At 62.5% G+C, this 20710-nt stretch carries 18 protein-coding genes and 1 pseudogene; 11 read left to right on the top strand and 8 right to left on the bottom strand.

Annotated elements, in window-relative coordinates:
• Positions 1 to 5 precede the first annotated feature (5 nt).
• The 4 genes from BJP08_RS02790 (at position 6) to BJP08_RS02775 (ending at position 4911) form a co-directional block, all read left to right on the top strand.
• Complete coding sequence (locus BJP08_RS02790) at positions 6 to 1433, top strand: bifunctional ADP-dependent NAD(P)H-hydrate dehydratase/NAD(P)H-hydrate epimerase (protein ID WP_071568157.1); 1428 nt, start codon at positions 6 to 8, stop codon at positions 1431 to 1433.
• 283 nt (positions 1434 to 1716) lie between these two features.
• Positions 1717 to 2724: a hypothetical protein gene (locus tag BJP08_RS02785; protein ID WP_143109997.1), complete on the top strand. Its 1008-nt coding sequence runs from the start codon at positions 1717 to 1719 to the stop codon at positions 2722 to 2724.
• Positions 2725 to 2734: 10 nt separating this feature from the next.
• Positions 2735 to 3718 carry a hypothetical protein gene (locus BJP08_RS02780; RefSeq protein WP_143109996.1) on the top strand — a complete coding sequence of 328 codons (984 nt, stop codon included), beginning with the start codon at positions 2735 to 2737 and terminating at the stop codon, positions 3716 to 3718.
• Positions 3719 to 3780: 62 nt separating this feature from the next.
• The gene (locus BJP08_RS02775) at positions 3781 to 4911 is read left to right on the top strand and encodes an MFS transporter (RefSeq protein ID WP_071568154.1); all 1131 of its coding nucleotides are present in this window, start codon (positions 3781 to 3783) and stop codon (positions 4909 to 4911) included.
• Here the strand turns inward: BJP08_RS02775 and BJP08_RS02770 are convergent.
• Both BJP08_RS02770 and BJP08_RS02765 read right to left on the bottom strand, forming a co-directional pair.
• Positions 4903 to 5556, bottom strand: a complete 654-nt coding sequence (locus tag BJP08_RS02770; RefSeq protein WP_071568153.1) for an ABC transporter ATP-binding protein — start codon at positions 5554 to 5556, stop codon at positions 4903 to 4905. The two genes, BJP08_RS02775 and BJP08_RS02770, sit on opposite strands and share 9 nt — an antisense overlap.
• The gene (locus BJP08_RS02765; RefSeq protein ID WP_071568152.1) at positions 5557 to 6537 is read right to left on the bottom strand and encodes an ABC transporter permease; all 981 of its coding nucleotides are present in this window, start codon (positions 6535 to 6537) and stop codon (positions 5557 to 5559) included.
• Positions 6538 to 6657: 120 nt separating this feature from the next.
• On the opposite strand from BJP08_RS02765, the gene BJP08_RS02760 reads away from it, so the two are divergent.
• The 3 genes from BJP08_RS02760 (at position 6658) to BJP08_RS02750 (ending at position 8978) form a co-directional block, all read left to right on the top strand.
• Positions 6658 to 7776, top strand: coding sequence for a sensor histidine kinase (locus BJP08_RS02760; protein WP_255364744.1), 1119 nt, complete (start codon positions 6658 to 6660; stop codon positions 7774 to 7776).
• Positions 7769 to 8380: a response regulator transcription factor gene (locus tag BJP08_RS02755; RefSeq protein ID WP_218160224.1), complete on the top strand. Its 612-nt coding sequence runs from the start codon at positions 7769 to 7771 to the stop codon at positions 8378 to 8380. The genes BJP08_RS02760 and BJP08_RS02755 overlap by 8 nt, the downstream gene beginning before the upstream one ends.
• 196 nt (positions 8381 to 8576) lie before the next feature.
• Positions 8577 to 8978: a hypothetical protein gene (locus tag BJP08_RS02750; protein ID WP_071568150.1), complete on the top strand. Its 402-nt coding sequence runs from the start codon at positions 8577 to 8579 to the stop codon at positions 8976 to 8978.
• A 365-nt stretch (positions 8979 to 9343) separates the two neighbouring features.
• Here the strand turns inward: BJP08_RS02750 and BJP08_RS02745 are convergent, their stop codons facing one another.
• On the bottom strand, positions 9344 to 10537 hold the full coding sequence (locus tag BJP08_RS02745) for a multidrug effflux MFS transporter (protein WP_071568181.1): 1194 nt from the start codon (positions 10535 to 10537) through the stop codon (positions 9344 to 9346).
• Between the two features lie 94 nt (positions 10538 to 10631).
• Between BJP08_RS02745 and BJP08_RS11855 the strand changes: the two are divergent.
• From BJP08_RS11855 to BJP08_RS02730, 4 genes and pseudogenes are all read left to right on the top strand, one after another.
• Positions 10632 to 11183, top strand: a pseudogene (locus BJP08_RS11855) (hypothetical protein); the annotation flags it as partial.
• 97 nt (positions 11184 to 11280) lie between these two features.
• Entirely contained in the window at positions 11281 to 11520 is a 240-nt protein-coding gene (locus BJP08_RS11850) for a hypothetical protein (protein WP_369816373.1), read from the top strand.
• Positions 11517 to 12446, top strand: coding sequence for a hypothetical protein (locus BJP08_RS02735; RefSeq protein ID WP_071568149.1), 930 nt, complete (start codon positions 11517 to 11519; stop codon positions 12444 to 12446). Before BJP08_RS11850 ends, BJP08_RS02735 begins: the two co-directional genes overlap by 4 nt.
• A 27-nt stretch (positions 12447 to 12473) precedes the next feature.
• Positions 12474 to 13670, top strand: a complete 1197-nt coding sequence (locus BJP08_RS02730; protein ID WP_071568148.1) for a hypothetical protein — start codon at positions 12474 to 12476, stop codon at positions 13668 to 13670.
• Positions 13671 to 13904: 234 nt separating this feature from the next.
• On the opposite strand, the gene BJP08_RS02725 is transcribed toward BJP08_RS02730, so the two are convergent.
• The 5 genes from BJP08_RS02725 to BJP08_RS02700 form a co-directional block, all read right to left on the bottom strand.
• Positions 13905 to 14225, bottom strand: a complete 321-nt coding sequence (locus tag BJP08_RS02725; protein ID WP_071568147.1) for a DUF202 domain-containing protein — start codon at positions 14223 to 14225, stop codon at positions 13905 to 13907.
• Positions 14222 to 14923, bottom strand: coding sequence for a VanZ family protein (locus BJP08_RS11980; RefSeq protein WP_369816379.1), 702 nt, complete (start codon positions 14921 to 14923; stop codon positions 14222 to 14224). Before BJP08_RS11980 ends, BJP08_RS02725 begins: the two co-directional genes overlap by 4 nt.
• A gap of 43 nt (positions 14924 to 14966) precedes the next feature.
• A complete protein-coding gene (locus BJP08_RS02710) occupies positions 14967 to 16085 on the bottom strand; it encodes a hypothetical protein (protein WP_071568146.1) in 1119 nt (372 codons plus the stop codon).
• Positions 16086 to 16139: 54 nt separating this feature from the next.
• Positions 16140 to 18965: a leucine--tRNA ligase gene (gene leuS / locus BJP08_RS02705; RefSeq protein ID WP_071568145.1), complete on the bottom strand. Its 2826-nt coding sequence runs from the start codon at positions 18963 to 18965 to the stop codon at positions 16140 to 16142.
• A gap of 330 nt (positions 18966 to 19295) precedes the next feature.
• Positions 19296 to 20096 (bottom strand): Abi family protein, encoded by an 801-nt coding sequence (locus BJP08_RS02700; protein WP_071568144.1) that lies wholly within the window; start codon positions 20094 to 20096, stop codon positions 19296 to 19298.
• Positions 20097 to 20710: the final 614 nt, after the last annotated feature.

Below are 20710 nucleotides of genomic sequence, written 5' to 3'. Positions count from 1 at the left end.
GCGGAATGTTTGCTGCACCGTTTGCCTATTCCGCCGCGGAGATTCGGGCCGCGGAAGCTCCCCTGCTTGCTGCTGAGGCGTCCCCGGATGCGTTGATGCAGCGCGCCGCGCACGCGGTGGCGCGGGTGGCGCGTGAGATGTCGGGGCCGCGGGAGCGCGTGTTGCTGTTGGTCGGTCCGGGCGGCAACGGTGGGGATGCGCTGTACGCGGGCGCGGAGCTCGCCAGGGAGGGCTGGCACGTCAATGCCTGGCTGCCGCTGGGCCGGGCGCAGCAGCGTGCGCTGGATGCGTTTGTGGGGGCCGGAGGTGGGGTCGTCGAGAAGCCTGGGGTGTGCGACCTCCTTATCGACGGCCTCTTCGGCCTCGGCGGGGCCGGCGACCTGCCCGACGCCGTCGCCGACATCGAGGCGAACCAGGTGCTGGCCGTGGACGTGCCGAGCGGCGTGGACGCCGACACCGGCGAGGCCGGCCGCAACGCGCTGCAGGCCGACGTGACGGTGACGTTCGGTGGGTGGCGTTACGCGCACGCCCTGTCGACGCGCTGCGGGAGCGCACTGTGCGCCGACATTGGCCTACCGCTGCCGGAGAGCGACGTGCGGGTATACCGCGCGGTGCCAGACACGCAGCTGAGCCTCGATGGAATCAGGCCGATGGGGCCGGTGCCGGTAGACGTCAAGGAGCCCGGCGCCGCTGACGACAAGTACACCGGTGGCGTTGTTGGCATCCACGCTGGCAGCGGCACGTATCCGGGGGCGGCGCTGCTGTGCACGGCGGGAGCGGTGACGGCGACACCGGCGATGGTCCGGTTCGCGGGCGCGCAGGCGCTTGAGGTGGTGCGGGCGCACCCGGAGGTCGTGGCTACCCGTGAGCTGGAGCAGGCGGGTCAGGTGCAGGCGTGGGTGTGTGGCCCTGGCATCGGACTCGACGAGGAGGCGGATGCCGCCGTCGATTGGGTGTTGCGGCAGGGTGTGCCGGTGGTGCTCGACGCGGATGCGCTCACCCTTGTGGCCCGCGCGCCGCGCAGGTTGGAGCAGGTTGTGGTGACTCCGCACGACGGTGAATTTTCACGCCTATATAGAGGTATGACCAAAGGTCGCGTCGAAGAGACCGTCGAGTGCGCCCGTGCGCTCGGCTGCACGGTGGTCCGTAAGGGGCGTGCCACGGTCGTCTCTAACGGTCAGGAAACCATCCTTATCGACGCCGGCTCCTCCTGGGCCGCCACACCCGGCTCCGGCGACGTGCTGGCCGGGATCCTCGGAGCGCGCGTGGCACGCGACGGAATGGACGACGTCCTACTTTTGGCCCAGTCGGTTCAGGTCCACGCGGTGGCCGCATGGCTCGCATCCCTGACGCCGTACGGTCACGCACAGACTTCTGCTAGCGAAATTGCAAGAAATGTGCGTAGCGCCACGGCGTGGTGCACACGGTTTTAACAAAAGCAGTGTAGGGGATGCTAAATTACAGCGATGTAATTTAATGCCGATGAACTGCCCCTTTCACCTCATGTACCCCCGGAAGGGGTTGGATGAGGTATGGTCCCTTTGCCCGGTTTGTGGCTTCCTTAAACGCAGATGTTGAACAATCCCGCAAACACATGTCATAGACCTGCGAGTATGTGAATATTAAGGTTTATTTACGGTTTTTCCTGGAAAAATTCGGAAACACACGTCAATAAACGAATACGTTTCCGCAGCTCCCTCGGCTACACTCAGAAATATGTTCAACAATCGGAGACTCCAAGGAATCGCAATCGCGCTCTCGCTCGGCGCGTGCGCCATGGTCGCCCCTTCCGCTGAAGGTGCCACCGTTGGTGAGAATGTCTCCGGCGTATGCTCCATCCGCCTTAACGCCGAAGAGACAAAGCTGTACGAGCAGTCGAAGGGCAAGGCAGCAACGTTCGACGTCGACAAGGCGTGGCGGATTGCATTCGAAGATGCTTTCCCTGCTGCCAAGGGACACGGCGAGAAGCTGTCCAATGATCTGAAAACAAACTTTACGTTCCGCCAGGAGTTCCAGCCGGACCCTCGCCCGAAGCTCGCTGAGCTCGCTAAGCAGGTCGCTGAAGATGCAGAACTTCCGGAGTCTGTCGCCCTCGACTACATCACGCACAAGTGGAGTGACGCAGTGACACCGGGCTTCGAGAACCCGGGTCGCCTCCCAGAAATCCTCGAGTACGACAAGTACTTCGAAAAGGGCGAGATCCCAGCCTCGAAGCAGTCCTTCCGCGCACCGACACCAGTTTTTCCGACCATCGGTGACCGCGACGCCCTGATCGAAGCCAAGAAGACTCAGTTCAAGGACCTCAGCGATGACCAGGCGACCGCCTGGGTTGACCAGTTCGAGAACCAGGAAGGCCTGCAGGACACCCGCACCATGGCGAACGTCGAGGCCGCACTGAACCAGGCGAAGGACAACTGCCGCGACGGCAAGACCGGCATCGTGCTCTTCCCAACGCTGCACACCAACCCGGACGCAGTCTCCCAGGGGGCTGAAGGGAAGGCCCGCAACAAGGAGCAGCCAACCACCACAGAGTCTTCTCCGAAGCCTTCTGTCTCCGTTGACATTCAGGTGAACCCGCTACAGGGGAAGACCACCGTCAACCCGGAGCCTTCGAAGACAGTCGATACGAGCGATAACTCGGCTGCCCTCATCGGTGGCATCGTTGGCACCATCGTTGTAGCAATCCTGGCAGTTCTCGGATTGTCAGCAGCCAAGATGCTGTAACCTCATCTCCATGGAGTCTCGGAGATACATAACTGGCGTTGTAGCCCTCGGGCTCAGCGCCAGTTTCTTGTTTCCAGTTGCGGACGCCGCCGTCATCGGCCCCCAAGATCCCGTAACCAAACAATGCGCGTTCTACCTCTCGCCAGCCGAATACGCCCGGCTCATGAACGCGGCGCGCCTCCACTTCGCTGCGCCCGAAAAAGAGTACTACCTCGACTACCAAACGTTCCGTCAGGCGTTTCCACAGCTTGGAAAGGTCGAAGAGGACGTCAATAAGCGGATCCGCGAGGAGGAAAGCCGCGAATACCTCGCACCGAGTAACTTCGCGCAGCCCGACTCACTGCAGCACGCATACGCGGTTGAGGCCTTCACCAAAGCCGGGCTGCCTGTGAGCGTCGCCGAATGGTACCTGGATAAGTACAGTCCGCAGCGGACAATCCCGCAGGCGTCTGCGGATGACGTGCTCACCTACCGCTACTTCGAACTCATGGGGCAGTTCCAGGTGCTCGGTCCCCGGGAGCGCACGCTGTTCCACCCGGTGAACCAAGCCACAGAGGCTGACGGTATCGCGCGCGAACTCCAGCACCGCTTCCCTGGGCTCAGCGACGCCGACGCCGCCACCTGGGCGAAGCAGTACGCCGACACGTTCTTCTACACCAACCTGCGGCGCGTCAAGGAGTACATCCAGCTGCGGGAACACGCGGACCGTCTCTGTGCCAGTGGCGGCGACGCCACCCTCGCTCTGCCGATCCCACCGAACGCGACCAATACAGCCGTACCGCCTATCCCAACGCAGACCTCCACGCAGACCGCAAACCCGACCGTTGAACCGACGGCGGTCCCTACGCCGAGCACTTCTCCGGAGCCAACCCCCGCCGAGGAAAAGGAGCTCACCCCGCTCGCGATCGCTGGGATCGTGCTGGGCGTGCTGGGCGCGGTGCTGGCGGGAGGGACCGTGATCATGCAGGCGCTCAACCTGGGGGCGTTCGCCTAGCAGCCTTCACCTAACACCGAGCGTGTAGGTTGTCACGTGTGAGTAAACAGTCGTCGCTTCCTATGCTGCCTCTTTCCGCGATGAGCTTCGCGGCGTTCGTCTACGTCACCTACGAGATGTTCGCGGTCGGCCTGATTCGACCCATGGCGCAGGACCTCGGCGTGACGGAAGGCCAGATCGGCCTCCTCATGAGCGTCTACGCCGGCCTGGTCGCCGTGGTGACCATCCCGCTGATGCACTTCACCCGCAACTGGGACCGCAGGCCCGTCTTCCTCGCCACGCTCGGGTTCCTGGCCGGGGGCGTGATCCTGCAGGGCATCGCGAACAGCTACGCGGTGCTCGTCGCCGCCCGCGTCACCGCGGCGTTTACGCACGGGTTGTTCTGGTCCCTCATCAACCCGATGGCGGCACGCCTTGCGCCGCGAGGGATGACAGGCAAGGCGGTAGCGACGGTGTCCTTTGGTTCGACGATGTCGGCGGTGATCGGTACGCCGTTGACGACCATGCTCGGCGGATGGATCGGGTGGCGCGGCGCTACCTGGGTGCTGGGCGTGGCGGTGATTTTCTCGGTGGTGGCGTTGGTGGCGTCGCTGCCCTCGATGCCGGCGAAGCACCCCGAGCCGGCAGCGGGCGGCAAGCGGACAAAGTCGGCGATCCCGTCGCTGGTACTCTTCCTGACGTTCAACGTCACCGCCGTGTTTACCACCTTCACCTACCTGGCGCTGCTGATGACAACGACTGCCGGGCCGAAGCTAGTCCCGTTCGGGCTGTCCCTCTTCGGCATCTGCGGCGTGGTCGGTGTGCTCACGGCGGGCAACACGGTCGACCGGCGCATGATCCGGGTCAACGGGCTCGTCGCCATGCTGTTGGTGGGCTCGGCGGTGCTGGGGCTGCTCGCACTAGAGACGAAATCGGTGCTGCTGATCATCGCGATGATCATCGTGTTCGGGCTGGCGAACGGGGCGCTGCCGCCGTCGGCGACCACCATCTTCCTGCACGCCGGGAAACGCAACGAAGACCTGGCAAGCTCCATCTACGTGGTCACGTACCAAGTCGGGATCGCGGCCGGATCCGCGCTCGGCGCCGCGGTGGTGGACGCGGGCTTCCTGCCCGGCACGCTCTGTATGACGGCCGGGCTGGCGGCCTGCGCGTTCATTACCTTGGTGGTGGCGTCGCGGCCTCGGCTACGCTAGGGCGCGTTCCCGCGACACGCGGCCGTCGCGGACGCGGACAACCTCGTCGCGCTCAGAGATGAGGCTGGCGTTGTGGGTGACAAACCCGCACGCGATGTCGTGCTCCTCCACCAGGGTGCGCAGCAGCGCGACAATCTCGTGGGAGCGCTCCGAATCGAGCGCAGCCGTCGGCTCGTCCGCCAGGATCAGCCTCGGCTCCCCCATCAGCGCACGGGCAATGCCGACGCGCTGACGCTGCCCGCCCGAAAGCTGCTGCATGCTGCGGTCCCCGAGCCCGTCCAGGCCGACTTCCGCGAGCAGCTCGTTCGCGCGGTCCACGCGAGGCTTCACGCCACGAATGTGGTCGGTGACCAGCAGCTGATCCCTCACATTGAGCGCCCCAATCAGGTTCGCCTGCTGGAAAATCATCCCGATCTTCTGCAGTCGGACCTCGTCGGAGACCGGGGTGTCGTCGACAAGAATGGTGCCGCTGTTCGGGGTGAGCAGGCCTGCTGCCGCGGAGAGCAGCGTGGACTTGCCGGAGCCGGACTCACCAATGATGAAGGTGAGGTGGCCGGGGTTGGCGTCGAAACTGATGTTATCCAGCGCCGTAACTGTCTCTTCGCCGTCTTGGAACGTGACGGTGACGTCCTTCATGTGCAACATTTACGCAATACCTCCCAGTGCGAGCTGCGGCTCAACGTTTGTAATTTGGCGCGTTGCGAAGAACGCGCCGACCATCCCAATCACCCAAATCGCGAGCGGCGGGCCGGCGACCGTGAGCACCGTCAGCGAGAACGGCGCCACCTTCGACGCAGCCAGCCCAATGCCCAGCGCGATCAGGGCGCCAACCACCGCGCCGATGCCCAGCAGCACCGCCGCCTGGCCCAGCGCGTCCTTGCGCAAGTAGCTATTCGACGCCCCAATCGCCTTCAAAATGGCCAGGTCACGGGTGCGCTGCATGGTCCACACCGTCAAGAACGCCACGATGACCAGCGCCGCGATGGCGTACAGGAAGCCCAGGATCATATTGAACGACGCCTGCTCCGACTTGTACGCAGCCAGACCGTCGAAAGACTCCTTCATGGTCATGCCGCGGTCATCGTTGGCTAGCAGCACCGTGCCGTCGGCGTCGGTGTGCATGGCGGCCTTCCAATCCTCGGTGTTCACCCACAGGACCGCGGTATGGGAGAAGTACAGGTCATCTGTAACGGCGTCGACGGTGATCGGGGTGCCGCCGACGGAGAGCTCGTCACCAGGAGCGACGTTGAGCTCACGCGACGCGACCGCGCCGTCGCCGAGCACCTCGCCGCCGGGTAGCTCAGTGCCCTTCGGCAGCCCAAGAATCGAGATGGACTCCTCCTTCCCGTTCTCCCGCAACAGCAGGGTCTGGCCGGTGCCCAGCGGGACCGTGCCCTCCTCCGCCGTCACGCGCGACGTCATATAGGACGGCTCATCCATGTCCTGAAAGACGACCGATTTCGCATCTGGTCCTTCCAGTGCCTCCAGGGCCTCCGTGTTCTGCTTGCCCAGCCCATTGGTCAAACCGGTCAGCATCACCACGAGCAACGTGATCAACCCGACCGTGCCAACAATGAGGCCGAAGCGCCCCTTGGCTTTCACAATTTCTCTCAATCCGACGAACATGCCCACATTGTGCGTGTGAGCAGGCACGTTCCACATCGGGAGCGGGGTTGAACCTCGAATCAACCGTCCGGTTGATCCGCCCTCCATCGGATGTCGGGTGCACCGTCTATGGTTAGCAGCGTGAACACCACCAACCGGATCCTCACCTTCCTGCGCGTCAGCCTGCACGTGCTGGTCGCCGTGCTGCTGCTCGTCGGCATCGTCTCTACCAGGTGGAACCCGCTCGCCGTCTGCATGGCGGTCCCCTTCGCGGTGCTGTACATGGCCGGGACCGTCGCCTACAACGAAGGCAGGCGGTTCTCCCGCGGCGCTACCTACGTGTGGCTGGCCGCCGTCCTCGCGCTGTGGGTCGTCATGGCGCTGCACGCCCCGGAGTTCGTGTGGTTAGAGTTCCCGCTGGTCATCCTGGTCTCCGTGGTGCTGCCCACCTGGCCCGGTGTCGCGGTGGCGGCGCTGCTGCTGGCCTTCACGCTGTCAGTCACGGCGCCCGGTGCCGGAATGGGCGGAGTGGTCGGGTCGGCACTCGGCACCGTACTGGCGCTGCTGATCTACCACTCCTACCAGGCCCTGCGCGCGGAAGCCGACCACTACAAACAGCTAGCCTACGAACTTCAAGCCGCCCACATGGAACTCGCCGCCGCCGAACACGCCTCCGGCGTCCTCGAGGAACGCGCCCGCCTCTCCCGCGAAGTCCACGACACCATCGCGCAAGGCCTCAGCTCCATCGTGCTGCTCGGCCGCACGCTGGACAAACAAATCACCGAGCCCGGCGCGAAACAGATCCTCGACACCATCCGCGCCACCGCCGCCGACAACCTCGCCGAAGCACGCCGCTTCGTCGCCGACAACGCCGGGCCCGCCGAACCACTCCCACGCAGGCTCGAGGAGCTGGCGCGGGGAGCGGAGGGGCGTCAACAAGCACTCGGGCAGCGGCTCACGGTGGACCTCAACGTCGAGGACGTGCCCGAGCCCGCAGCCGGCGTCATCGAACGCGTCGTGCGCGAAGGGCTCTCCAACATCGTGCGCCACGCCGGCGCCACCCGCGCCGTGGTCACGGTGGAGCAGCTTGGGGACGTCGCCACCGTCGACGTCTTCGACAACGGCCGCGGCATCACCGGTCCCGAAGGTTACGGCCTGCGCGGGCTGCGGGCGCGTGTCGCGGAGGTCGGCGGTACCCTCAGCGTCGAAGGTAACGTACTAGCAGCAAGCATCCCCCTGGGAAAGGACACCCATGAGTGAGATCAACGTCATGCTTCTCGACGACCACCCCGTCGTCCGCGCCGGCCTTCGCGCAGTACTCGACTCCTTCGGCGACATCACCGTCGTTGGCGAGGGCGCGGACGGGCGAGCCATCGACACCATGCCCGACAACGTCGACGTCGTGGTCACCGACATCCAAATGCCGCACGTGGACGGCATCGAAGTCACCCGGCGACTCGGCGAAGCAGGCGGCCCGCCCGTACTGATCCTGACCACCTACGACACCGAAGCAGACGTCGTTGCCGCCGTCGAAGCCGGCGCGCTCGGCTACCTGCTCAAAGACGCCCCCGAGGACGAACTCCACGACGCCATCATCGCCGCCGCCCAGCGCAAACGCGTCCTCTCCCAAGAAGTCGCCGGGGTCCTCGCCGAGCGCCTCATGCGCCCCGACGAAGCCTTAAGCGCCCGCGAAATCGAAATCCTGCGCGCCCTGCAGACCGGCGCCTCCAACCGCGCCATCGCCGACCGACTCTTCATCTCCCAGGCCACGGTGAAAACCCACCTGATCCACATCTATAACAAGCTTGGGGTGGACAACCGGACCGCCGCCGTCGACCGGGCGAGGGAGCGGAAGATTATTTAGGGGCTTTGGTGGGTGCTAGATTGCTCGGCAGTGCTTGAGCTCGAATCCTTTTCCTCGTGGAGGCTTTTTCTGCGCTGGAAAGACTTCCGATGCTGGCTTCGGTGCATAAGCACTAGCACTCGGCGCAACCGAAATTGCTGCCCCCGTGAAAGCTAAACTTACTATCCCAACTACTCATGAACGGAGCGGCTTTCGAATGACCAGTCTTTCTTCCTTGTCAAATGGTGAGCTGCAAGGCTTTTACGAAGAGCTTTACGTGTATTGCTCTGAAAAGGATTCTTACCACATTGCAGAGCGTTTCCAGAAGGAACTCAAAGTTTCCTTCTCCGAAATTGACGCTCTTCCTGATTTCACAGTTAGTGAATGCGATGAAGACGAGTACGAACTTGCTAAAGAATTAGAACCTGGTAGCAATCAGGAAAGCTTTCATCCGTACATGATTACCCAGCACTTCTTCCTGGAAGTCTTAAACCTAAGTGACCAGGTGATTGACCCTATTAGTTATGCTGTTTTCGCAGCCGTTCAACGAGCGACAGAAGATGTCCCATACTTCAGTTTCATGGGCTTTCTCAAGGACAATCGCTCTGAGGATAAGTAGAACCGGATCGAAATCGATAGCTCTTTTTCTCTAAGTTCGAGCGTTGAGCTGGACGTGCACGCAAAAGACCAGGTCGCTGATTGTTAATGTGGGTATTTGGCGCTAACCGCGGCAGAACGTGCACCAAATTCCCGATTTTCCGGAAAGGTGCCTGGCTATTTCCCCAGGTCGCGATCTCTGCGCAAAGGAATTTGGTGTCACCCTCGCCGACCCGAGTGACAAAAGACGCAACCCACTTTTCACGACCTGGGCTTTTACCGGGTTCAGCCGACAGGATTGCGTCCATTGTCACTCGCTCCCCACTCCATGCACCAAATTCCAGCGTTTGAAAACCGACCTTAGGATACCTGCACGCCACAGAAGTGCTAGATGTTTTTAGGTCTGGAATGTGGTGCAGTGCTGCCCAAAAGCACTCCCAGAAGGGCCAGGCCGGCGCAGGTGAGGATGCCGTTGGCCATCGAGGCAGTCGGGTTGGACCCGAGCGCCACCAGGGGCGGGACCAGGCCACCGATGATGAATTGGAAGAAGCCCATCGCGCCGGTGCCGGCGCCGATCCCGATGTCCCGGATCTCCTCCACGGCGAGCGCCGAGGCGTTGGCCATGATGAACCCGGCCATGGCGGAGAGGATGGCGATGAAGGGGAGCATCGTGAGGTTGGGACCGAGCTGGCTGTAAGCGAGCAGGATCAGCCCGGCGAGGATGTCAACAGATAACGCCACAACGAGCAGGGTGCGCGGCTGGTGGGTCTTCACCAGGCGCATGTTGATGGAGTTCGACAGGGGGATGAGCAGGGCGATGCCGCCGAAGATGAGGGAGAAGGTGGTCGGTGTAACGCCGAGTTGCACCTGCAGGACCAGTGGGGATGCCGAGATGTAGGAGAATAGGGTGCCGAATCCGAGCCCCGCGGCGACCATGTAGCCGAGGAACGCGGGGCGACGTAGGCACCGGCCCATGCGGGGGAAGATGGTGCGCAGGGTGCCACGAGTCCGCCGCTCGGGTGGGAGGGTTTCGGGGACGAAGCGCCAGGCGATGAGGATTTGGGCGAGGTTGACGGCGGCGATGGTCCAGAAGACGCCTCGCCAGGTGAAGGTGGGGATGATCAGGCCGCCGAGGACGGGGGCGATGGCGGGCATGAAACCGGAGATCGCCATGAGGCCCGAGAGGCCGCGGGCAGCCTCGCGGCCGTGAGCGATGTCAGGGATGACGGCCCGAGTGACGACGACGGCACAGCCCCCTGCCAGGCCCTGCAGGAATCGAGCGGCGATCAGGAAGGAGATCGTGGGGGAGACGGCGCACGCCACCGACGCCGCGAACGCCACCGCGGAGGAAACCAGGATGGCGGGCTTGCGGCCCGTGCCGTCAGAGATAGCGCCAAAGAAAAGGTTGCCGAGTGCCATCCCGAGCATGAACCCCGAGATGGTCAGTTGGGCGGAGGAGGGGGACGTCGATAATTGGGTGGCGAGCTCGGGCATGCCTGGCAAGTACATGTCGATGCCGAGCGGGCCCGCCGCGGTAAGCAGGGCGAGCGCGAACAGGAGGCCACCGGAAAGTTTCTGCACGTCGGTAGGATAGCCGCACGCGTGCGACGGTAGAAATCTGACCGGCAGCGTTTCATAGTTGTCCAAACCGTACTGGCGGGCTTAGCGTAGGTGCATGCAATTGCCTAAGTATGGCCCCGCGTGGGCCGGGTCCCTGATGGGGACGTCGATCGCCTCTACACTGTCCGGGTTGCACGGGTTCCGCTTCGGACAGATCGCGTTTGCACTAGTAGCGGCGGTGTTGCTGGCGGTGTTCACGGTCGGCATCCGTAACGAGCCGCCGCGGCACCAGAACATGGCGGCGTGGGGCATGTACACGATGGGCCTGCTGGCGTGCGGCTCGGCGTGGACGGCGCTGACCGGCAACGATATTTTCCAGCTGATCAGCTGGTGGATTGGCGCGCCGCTGTCGATCGCGGTGTGCCTGTGGCAGCTGTGGGGCTTCTGGAAGGTCTCGGAGCACTACACCACCCCGGCGTTCCCGTGGGGACTGGCGCCGGTCACGCCGATGGTCGCCGCGACGTCGGGCGGGCAGCTCGCCGCAGAGCACGGCGTGTTCTACCACCACGCGGGCATCGTGTGCTTCTTCTTCACGTTCATCCCCGCGATCCCGCTGTTCGCTTACTGTTACTGGTCGCTGTGGCGGCGCCGCGAACGCCCGCGCGGCGCGGCGGCAGGCACGGCCTGGATTCCACTCGGGGTTGTCGGCCAGTCGACGGCCGCCTCCACCTTCCTTTTTCGACGCCCACCTCTACGGCATCATCATGTTCACCATCGGCGTTCCGTGCGTGCTCTTCGGCATGTACTGCTTCTACCAGGCGGTCTTCACCTGGGCGCCGTACGGCCCCGGCTGGTGGGGTTCCACATTCCCGGTCGGCACCCTGTGCCTGGGCTCCTGGAACCAAGGGTGGCACGCCCTCTCCTTCGGCCTGCTGCTCCTCCTACTGTTCCACTGGTGCGCGTGCGCACTCCGATTCGGCACCTGGCAGCGTGAGCGCGTGTGAAAACCAGGACCAGCTATAACCTGCCACCAGCGGGACCGGCGTGGGGCGGCAGCCTCATGGGGACCTCGCTGGTAGCAACGCTGCTGGTCATCAGCGGCCTCGACCCCCTGGCGTGGGTCGTCGCCTGTATCGGGGTCGCCATCCTCGTGGCGCTCGTGGTCGGGTTCATCATCTACCGCACGCCACGCTTCCGCCAGGACACGATGGCGCCGTGGGCCATGACCTTCATCGGGATCATGTCACTCGGCACTGCCTGGACCAACCTCACCGACAACCTGACATTCATCCTCGTCGGCTTCTGGATCGGGGCACCCGCCTGCCTCGCCGTCTACGCCAACCAGCTCCGCGGCTTCCAAGGACAACCGAACTTCGCCTGGGGGCTTGCCCTCGTCGGCCCCATCATGGCGTCCAACACAGCCGCCACCACCCACGTCAAAGGCGGCGGCGACCTCTACTGGGTACTCGGCGTGTGCTGCATGGTGGCGTCGATAAGTGCGGCGTACCCGCTGTTTGCCAGAGTGTATGTGGCGGCGTGGCGTCGAAAAGTAGACTTAAGCGGGCCGAACGCCGCGACCGCCTGGATCCCCCTCGGTGTGGTCGGGCAGACCGTCTCCGCCGTCGACCTCCTCTTCGGCAAAGACGCCGAACTCATCGTCGGCACCGTGCTCCTCATCGCCGCAATCCCCATGATCGCCTTCGCCATGTGGCACTTCTACCCCGCCGTCGCGCACTGGGCCCGCTACTCCCCCGCCTGGTGGGCCTCCACCTTCCCCACCGGCACCATCAGCGTCGGCAGCCACCACCTCGCCGAAGTCTGGAACCTCGAATGGCTCACCATCATCGCCACCGCGCTGCCCGCCCTCCTCGTCCTCCACTGGCTGCTCTGCGTCACCCGATGCACATTCTGGGTAGTTCGCGAGCGCTAAAAGATACAAAACTATAGAGTGAACGACATGAACATCTCTCTATTAATCACCGTAGAAAACTCCCGACCCGAGATTTCACGATGCATTAATGTTGACCACTCGATGTACCTGGGGGAACTCGCACTCATTATCGACGCCACCCTCGGCTTCTCGAGCGCCGCAACACACATGTTTTCGGGAACCATCAACGGCGAACAACGCGTCTACACCGCCCAACCAGCCGCCGGCGAATACGACGAAACCGACCTCACCGTCCAAGACATGCCCGAAACCATGAGCTACATCTACGACGCCGGCGCCAACTGGAACATCAACGTCCAAGTACTGGGGCCGTCCACCATCGCCGGGCCAACCCCCGTCCTCATCTCCGCGCTCGGCCCCGACGTCATCGAGCACCTCAAAGGCCCCGCCATGATGACCGAACTCTACGACGAAGCCGTCCGCCTCGCCGCCGGCCAACCCGCCGACATGCACATCACCCCAACCCTGTTCTCCTCTATGCCCGTCATGTCCCCCGGCCACATGGTGGACAGGCTCACCAAAGCCGACCCCGTCAGCATCTCGAACCGCATGTACTACAGCGTCGAAACCATGGTCACCCGCCAAATGATGAACTCCGACGCCAACACCGAAGAAGACGAACACGTCCGCGAAGCACTCCGCGAATACCTCGCAGGCCGCGACGACCTCAAAGACATCATGGCCATCGACCCCAACCCCGAAAGCAACCCCGCCGTCATGGCCGCCATCGGCGAATTCCTCGAGGACTACTACGGGCCTAACCCAACCTTCGACTCCCCCGTCTACACCGGCATCACCGAAGCGCTCTACAACCTCATGGACGGCCTCCTCCCCGACGACCCCATCTGGCGCAGGCACCTCCACAACTTCTTCGTCGAATCCGGCCTCATGCGCGCCGAGCAAACCGGGCGCTACACCATCACCAACGAGGGCGTCGAGCTACTCAGCGGCGGCGACAACCCATTCGACTTCGCCGAAAACATCGCCCGCGGATTCTACGCGACCTTCGGCCGCGAAAACTGGAACCAACTCATGTTCAACCTCATCTCCGACTCCCCCCACCTCCCGGACTCAACCATCTATAAAGAAGGCACCGCGATGCTCGAGGCCTTCGGGTTCGGCGAGGACACCGACGACGGCTTCGCCCTCAACGGGGATGGCTACGACATGCTGAAATGCATCGCGATCGACTTTTCTTCGTAGTACTTGTGCGGTGCGGGGTACGCGGGGCGGGGTACGCGCACCAAATTCTTTGTTTTCGCGCACGGCCCGGCGCGTTTGCCCAGGTCGCGGATTTTCCAGGCAGGAAAAAGGTGCGCAGGACTGGTGGCGAGTGACAAAAGACGCTCACACATTTGGTGCAGATGTTCATAATCGCAGTTCAGAAAAGGGCTAGTTTTTCCTAGCTGCGTGGTTTGTCACTGCACGCCTTATTCCCTAATTCACAAGGACCAGCCACAGGCCCAGGCCACCAAGCGCAACCAGCGCACACGCAGTAGCAAGGACGGAGGCCGTGTTTGGTTGGGAGCGTTCCTGGGCAAGGTTGTGGGCTTCGGTGCGGTAGAGGCGTCGATATCTGGAGATGAGCACCACTGCCAGGGTGAGCAGGAGCCCGATGGCACCGAAGACGGGCACCGGGTAGGCGTGAGACCAGCGCAGGAGCACCATCGAGCAGACGAGCATGGCCAGGGCGGTGCGGGTCCAGCTCAAGGCGGTGCGCTCGGGCTGGAGGCCAGGGTCGGGGACTGGGATAGTCACGAGAGCAGGCCTACCAGCACAACGATGGAGGCGACCAGGATGCCGACGCCGAGCAGCGGCGCGATCGCGGGGGCGGGCAGAGGGCGCCCGTGGCGCAGCGCTCGCTCGACGCGGACCCAGCGGATGGCGGCGCCGGCGGCGATGGCCATGCCGATCACGATGACGGTGGCGGCAGCGAAGGTTTGAGTCTCTGGGGTGATGCCGGTGACGTCGAAAGCGCCGAGGGCGATGCCGCCGGCGAGAAATGCGAGCGCGGTGCGGGTCCAGGCGAGGAATGTGCGCTCGTTAGCGAGGGTGAAGCGGGCGTCGGGTTCGTTGCCGTCGGGGAAGATGGTGCGGGTGAAGCTGGGCATGTGGGCAAGTGTAGCGCCCAGGGTGCCGCCGACGGTGTTGATGATGAGGTCGTCGATATCTGAGTAGCCGGCGGCGAGCACGTACTGGGCTACTTCAATGCTTAGTGACGCCACCATCGACACCAGGGCGGCCTTCCAGACCTTGCCGAGCCGGAGGCGGGCCAGGTAGCCGACTGGGAGGAAGAGGACGATGTTGCCGATGAGGTTGAGCCACGGTCCCCACCAGACTCGGTAGTAGATGAAGGAGCCGAAGGGGATGAGGCGCAGGTGACGGACCTCGTGGGAGGTTGTGTCCCACACCCCGGGCAGGCCAACGTACGCCTTGCCGACGGTAAAAAAGAGCACGGCCGCGGCGGTCAGTGCCACGGCCGTGTAATAGGTGCTGCGTTTAGGCAACGGCTACCTCGTGCGGGACGGGGCCGCCGGAGACCTGGCGGTAGGCGTACACCATCGCCAGGAGTGCTGGGGCGGTCAGCAGCGTGCCCAACACCAGCGAGACGAAAGCGGCCACGCCGGAGGCGGTGCCACTGCCTGAGACGGTGGCCATCAGGATCCCGCAGACGATCATCAGGCCGAGCAGGCCGCCGTAGTTGCGCTTCGCTGTGGTGAAGCCGGCCTTGAAGGCGTCGCCGAAGGTGCCGTTGTTGTCAGCCGCGTAGAACGACTGGAAGATGAAGAACGGCGAGATAAGCAACATAATCAGCACCGCGATGCCGATCCCAACGAATAGGGTCACGAACGCGGATGGGTCGATAGCGCTGAGATCACCGCTCGAGGCGGTCAGGAGCGCCTCCGGGTCCGCGCCGGCGAAACCAGCGACGAACCCGATCACCATGAGCAGGGCGAAGATCAGAGTCGTGATGATGCCGACGACCACCGACATACCCAGCGTCTTGCCGTAGGCAGCCGACTTGATGTCCTTCAGGACGAACTGCTTCGGACCAACCAGGGTCTGCTGCAGCGCGGCCGCAATGAACAGTGGGGCAGCAAAGAACAGGACCAGCATGCCCAGGGCGCTGACCGTGTCGCTCTGGAAGACGGCCCCGATGTTATTCAGCAGCGCGTACACGAACGCCAGCACCAGCCAGGTGCCCGGGTTGGAGTAGGCGGTTTTGAAACCGTACTTCAGCGCAGCACCGACGGAGAGCTTCCCGGTGCCCAGCCCGTGCGCGACGCCATTGACGGCCGGGTTGCTGATCGGGTGCGGGGTGACGCCGTCACCGTACTGGGTGGGCGTGATGCCGACGAAGCCGTCGTCGTTAGCAAGCATGGCTGCTGCGGGGCTCGTCGGGACGGCGAGCTGGGCGCCGTGGTAGCGCAACGCGCTCTGCCCGGACGCCTGCGCGGCCGAGTTGACGTCAAACGCACCGAAATCGGCCTGCTCCCCGTAGGACTGGCCGGAGGGCTGTCCCGAGGGCTGGCCGTAAGGCGACGCGCCGTATTCCGGGTAGGACGGGATGCCACCCGGGTTCTGCGGATCGTTGTTAGGTGTATTTGGTTCAGTCATGCTGTCCAACAGTACACACAAACGCTCCGCAGCACCTACACGTTTCCTGAACGTTTACTTAACGACCAGGTTCACCATCCGGCCCGGCACCACAATCACCTTGACCACATTCTTGCCGTCGGTCAGTTCCTTGACACGCGCATCCGTCAGCGCAACCGCCTCGGTGTCCTCCTTCGAGGCGTCCGTCGGGACGTCGATCCGGGCCTTCACCTTGCCGTTGATCTGGACGGGGAGTTCGATGGTGGCGTCGACAAGGAAAGATTCCTCGAAGGTCGGGAACGGCTCGAACGTGATCGTGTCGGCGTGGCCGAGCTTCGACCACAGCTCTTCGGCGATGTGCGGGGCGAGCGGCGCAACCATCTGCACCAGCGGCGCAACCGCGGCGCGCGGGGCGCCCGACGGGTACGTCTTGGTCAGGTAGTTCGTGAACTCAATCAGCTTTGCGACGACCGTATTATCCCGCAGGTGCTCGTAATCATCGCGGACACCGGCGATTGTGCGGTGCAGCTGCTTGTTGTCATCCTCGGTGAGCGCGGCGTCGGTGACGGTGACCTCGCCGGACTCCTCGTCCACAACCAGGCGCCACAGGCGCTGCAGGAAACGATGCGCTCCGACGACGTCCTTCGTCGCCCACGGGCGCGACGTGTCCAGCGGGCCCATCGACATCTCGTAGACGCGCAGGGTATCCGCGCCGTAATCGCGGCAGATGTCATCCGGGGCGACGGCGTTCTTCAAGGACTTGCCCATCTTGCCGTACTCGCGGTTGACCTCCTTGCCGTCGCGGTAGAACTTGCCGTCCTTCTCCTCCACCTCGGCGGCCGGGACGTACACGCCACGCGAATCCGTGTAGGCGTACGCCTGGATATACCCCTGGTTGAACAGGCGACGGTACGGCTCCTTCGAGGACACAAAGCCCAGGTCATAGAGCACCTTGTGCCAGAAACGGGCGTAGAGCAGGTGCAGCACCGCGTGCTCCACACCGCCGACGTAGAGGTCCACGCCGCCCGGATCGTTCTCGCTGCGGGGGCCGGTCCAGTAGCGCTCGTTCTCGATGTCGCAGAAGGCGTCCTGGTTCGTCGGGTCGATGTAGCGCAGCTGGTACCAGGAAGAACCCGCCCACTGCGGCATCACGTTCGTGTCGCGCCAGTACTTCTTCGTGCCCTCGCCAAGGTCAAGCTCGACCTCGACCCAGTCGGTGGCCTTCGCCAGCGGCGGCGCCGACTCAGAATCCGCGTCCTCCGGGTCGAAGGACACCGGGTTGTAGTCCTCCACCTGCGGCAACTCCACCGGCAGCATGTCCTCCGGCAGGCCGTGCGCCTGGCCGTTCTCGTCGTACACGATTGGGAACGGCTCGCCCCAGTAGCGCTGGCGGGCAAAGAGCCAGTCGCGAAGCTTGTACTGGATCTTCTCCTCACCAGCACCGTTGGCGGCCAGCCACTCGATCGCCTTCGCGATCCCCTCGTCCTTACCCAGGCCGTTGAGGTCCAGGCCCTGCTCGTTCGCCGAATTAATGTGCGGCGCGTCGCCCGTGAACGCTTCCTCGGAGACATCGCCGTCGAGCACCGGCACGATCGGCAGGCCGAAGACAGTCGCAAACTCGTAGTCGCGCTCATCATGCGCCGGCACCGCCATAATCGCGCCCGTACCATAACCGGTCAGCACATAATCAGCAATAAAGATCGGCACCTGCTCGCCGCTCACCGGGTTCGTCGCAAACGAACCCAAGAACACGCCAGTCTTCTCCTTATTCTCCTGGCGCTCCAAGTCACTCTTGGCAGCAATCGCCGCCCTATACTTCTCGACGGCCACCTTCGGCGACCCCGCCCCATTCATCCAACGCTCATCCGTGTCAGCCGGGAAAGCATCGGCCGTGAGGGCGTCGACAAGCGGGTGCTCAGGCGCGAGCACCATGTAGGTCGCGCCGAACAGGGTGTCCGGGCGCGTCGTGAACACCTCAATCGGACCTGCGTCCGACGCAAACGCCACCTGTGCACCACGCGAACGCCCAATCCAATTGCGCTGCATCGCCTTGACCTTCTCCGGCCAATCCAGCAAGTCAAGGTCATCGAGCAGGCGATCCGAGTAGTCAGTAATACGCATCATCCACTGACGCAAACGCTTCCGGAACACCGGGAAGTTCCCGCGCTCCGAACGGCCCTCCGCAGTGACCTCCTCATTCGCCAGCACCGTGCCCAAACCAGGGCACCAGTTCACCATCGAATCGGACAGGTACACCAAGCGGAACTCGTCAATTGCCTTGTGCTTCTCCGCGTGCGTCAAGTTGCGGAAGTTACGGCCGTCCTTGGTTGTGCGCGCGCCCGTGAGCAGGTCACGGACCAGCTCCTCAATCGGACGCGCCTTCTGCAGCTCCTCATCAAACCAGGCGTTATAAATCTGCAGGAAAATCCACTGCGTCCACTTATAAAACTCCGGGTCGGTCGTCGCCACCGAACGACGCGGATCATGCCCCAACCCCAACTGGCCCAGCTGACGCTTCATATTCTGGATATTCGCCTCAGTCGTCGTCCGCGGATGCGTACCCGTCTGAATCGCGTACTGCTCCGCCGGAAGACCAAACGCGTCATAGCCCAACGTATGCAGCACGTTCTTGCCCAACATGCGGTTATAGCGGGCAAACACGTCCGTCGCGATGTAGCCAAGCGGGTGACCCACATGAAGCCCCGCCCCCGACGGGTACGGGAACATGTCCTGCACATTCAGTTTGTCCTCGGGCAGTGGGCCGCCCGTGGCGAGGTCGCCGACCGGGTTCGGCGCGTTAAACGTGCCGTTGTCCTTCCAGAACGTCTGCCACTTCTGCTCAATCTGATTTGCCAGGCCAGCGCCGTAACGGTGCGCTGGGGTTTCGCTCGCGTTAGTCATGGATACACAGTGTAGTGGGTGAGGTGCGGCGAGGTGGGATGTGTCGTGGGAGCGTTGCTAGAGATTTTGTGAACAGATTTGCGTGCGGTTCCGGGCGACCTCTTAGCGTCGACCAATGCAGGTCAGCGCAAAATTGGGGAATTGGCGTCGAAAACAAACGGGGTCCGCTCGGTCAAGCTGCCTGACGTTGCCGATGGCTTGGGGATGCAGTGCATAACCGAGTTTCATTTCCTGCAAGCGGGAGCGCCACCACGCATGATGCGTGCAATGTGTTTCGGAGCGGATACCATTGCCGCTGGCGTGGATGAACAAGCTGAAAAGCGAGCGAGGCTATCGCGGAGCAGTGTTTCGAGGATCCCTGCTTAAAATTTCGGGAATAGGGTCGTTGGCAGTGTAGTAAGCCAGAACATCTTGGTCGAGGCATTTTAAAAGATCGAGAAACTCTTGGCGGTATGCCTTGCAGTCGATGTTGATGAGCGTTTCTTGGTGGCTAATTCTGTTTCGGAGCAGCACAGCGTGGTGCATGATAAGACTTGCACGGTCAGGTGTAATTTGTGAAGGCCCACCTGATAGAGCTTTGTGGGTGATCACTTCATAGACTGCTTTTACTCTTGTGTACGTAACTTCGTCCGGAAAGAATTTTCTGCTCCCGTCGTCCTGCATTTCGGGCTCTCGGTAGAAAAAATTTTGTTTCCATTGAGTGAGTGAGACCTGAGCGATTACGTCATCTCGTGTCAAGTCGTGCCCACTACGTAAGTGGTGTCCAGTGAAGAGACCGGCACCGCTATCTCGAATCTCTTTAGCCTTCTGCGCTTTGTTTATAGCGGGGCCTGAGATTGCTTTACTGATTTCCGATAATGGAGACTGAACGTTTTGGTCCGGAGTGAGAATCCAATTTTTGTTACTGCCCGGGGGCTGATCGCTCCAAATATCGATGGCCGCGCAAATCTTATTTCGAAGAACTACTTCTAGGATAGCGATGAGGCTCCCCATTGCTGCAGAAAGTTCAGCATCCCAAGCGTACAACTTGAGTGCTCTACCAGCATGATTTCCGCTTTGCGCTAGAAATTTTTCCATCCGTTGTTGGCCGAGCGCTTTTAATACGTTTTTAGCGTGTGTGCTTCCGTACATAGCCTTACACCCCCATGAAGGCACCTTTAGACTTGACTATTGTCTGTCCCATTGGTTAGCGTGTCAAGCGAGAGAGTGAGTAGAGTCTCCGGCTCGAGTGCACTCCAGTAGAAGGAACCTCGCCCGAATACCGACGCAGCGTCGAAGCATCGGGAGGGGTTCTTTCGTTTTAAGTTGGGTGTGGCGATACTCCCCGGGTGCGGGGCCAGGGGTTTTGGTCGCCCGGAGGAGGTCGACGGGAATTGTAAACCATTCGCGTACCGGATGACCTTGCCAAGTTGATTGGCATAGCTCAGCGGCAGCTTGCGTTGAACTTCTCCAGGAGTCGCATACGTGAAGAGGAAGTGAGGACAAGGTCCCTCGCTATGACAAGGTCCCTCGCTATAAGGTGAGAAAGCTCTACAGGACATTTTGCGCATGTAGGGCTTTCTTCCTTTTGCTGAGACCGATCCTTTTTGACGGGTGGCGCACCAAATTCAAGGTCCCCCCCTTAGTGCCAGGGTGGTTGTGAACGTTAATCCGTAGGAGGTTTTGTTCATGACCGATCCACAGTTACCTGAGTTGGTGCCGTCAGCGTTGACGTCACCACCGGCCGTTGAAACCCCGGTGATTGT

Source organism: Corynebacterium sp. NML140438 (genome assembly GCF_001875725.1).
Taxonomy (GTDB): Bacteria; Actinomycetota; Actinomycetes; order Mycobacteriales; family Mycobacteriaceae; genus Corynebacterium.
Note: the sequence above shows the minus strand (reverse complement) of the source record. Positions and strands in the feature narration are given on the sequence as shown.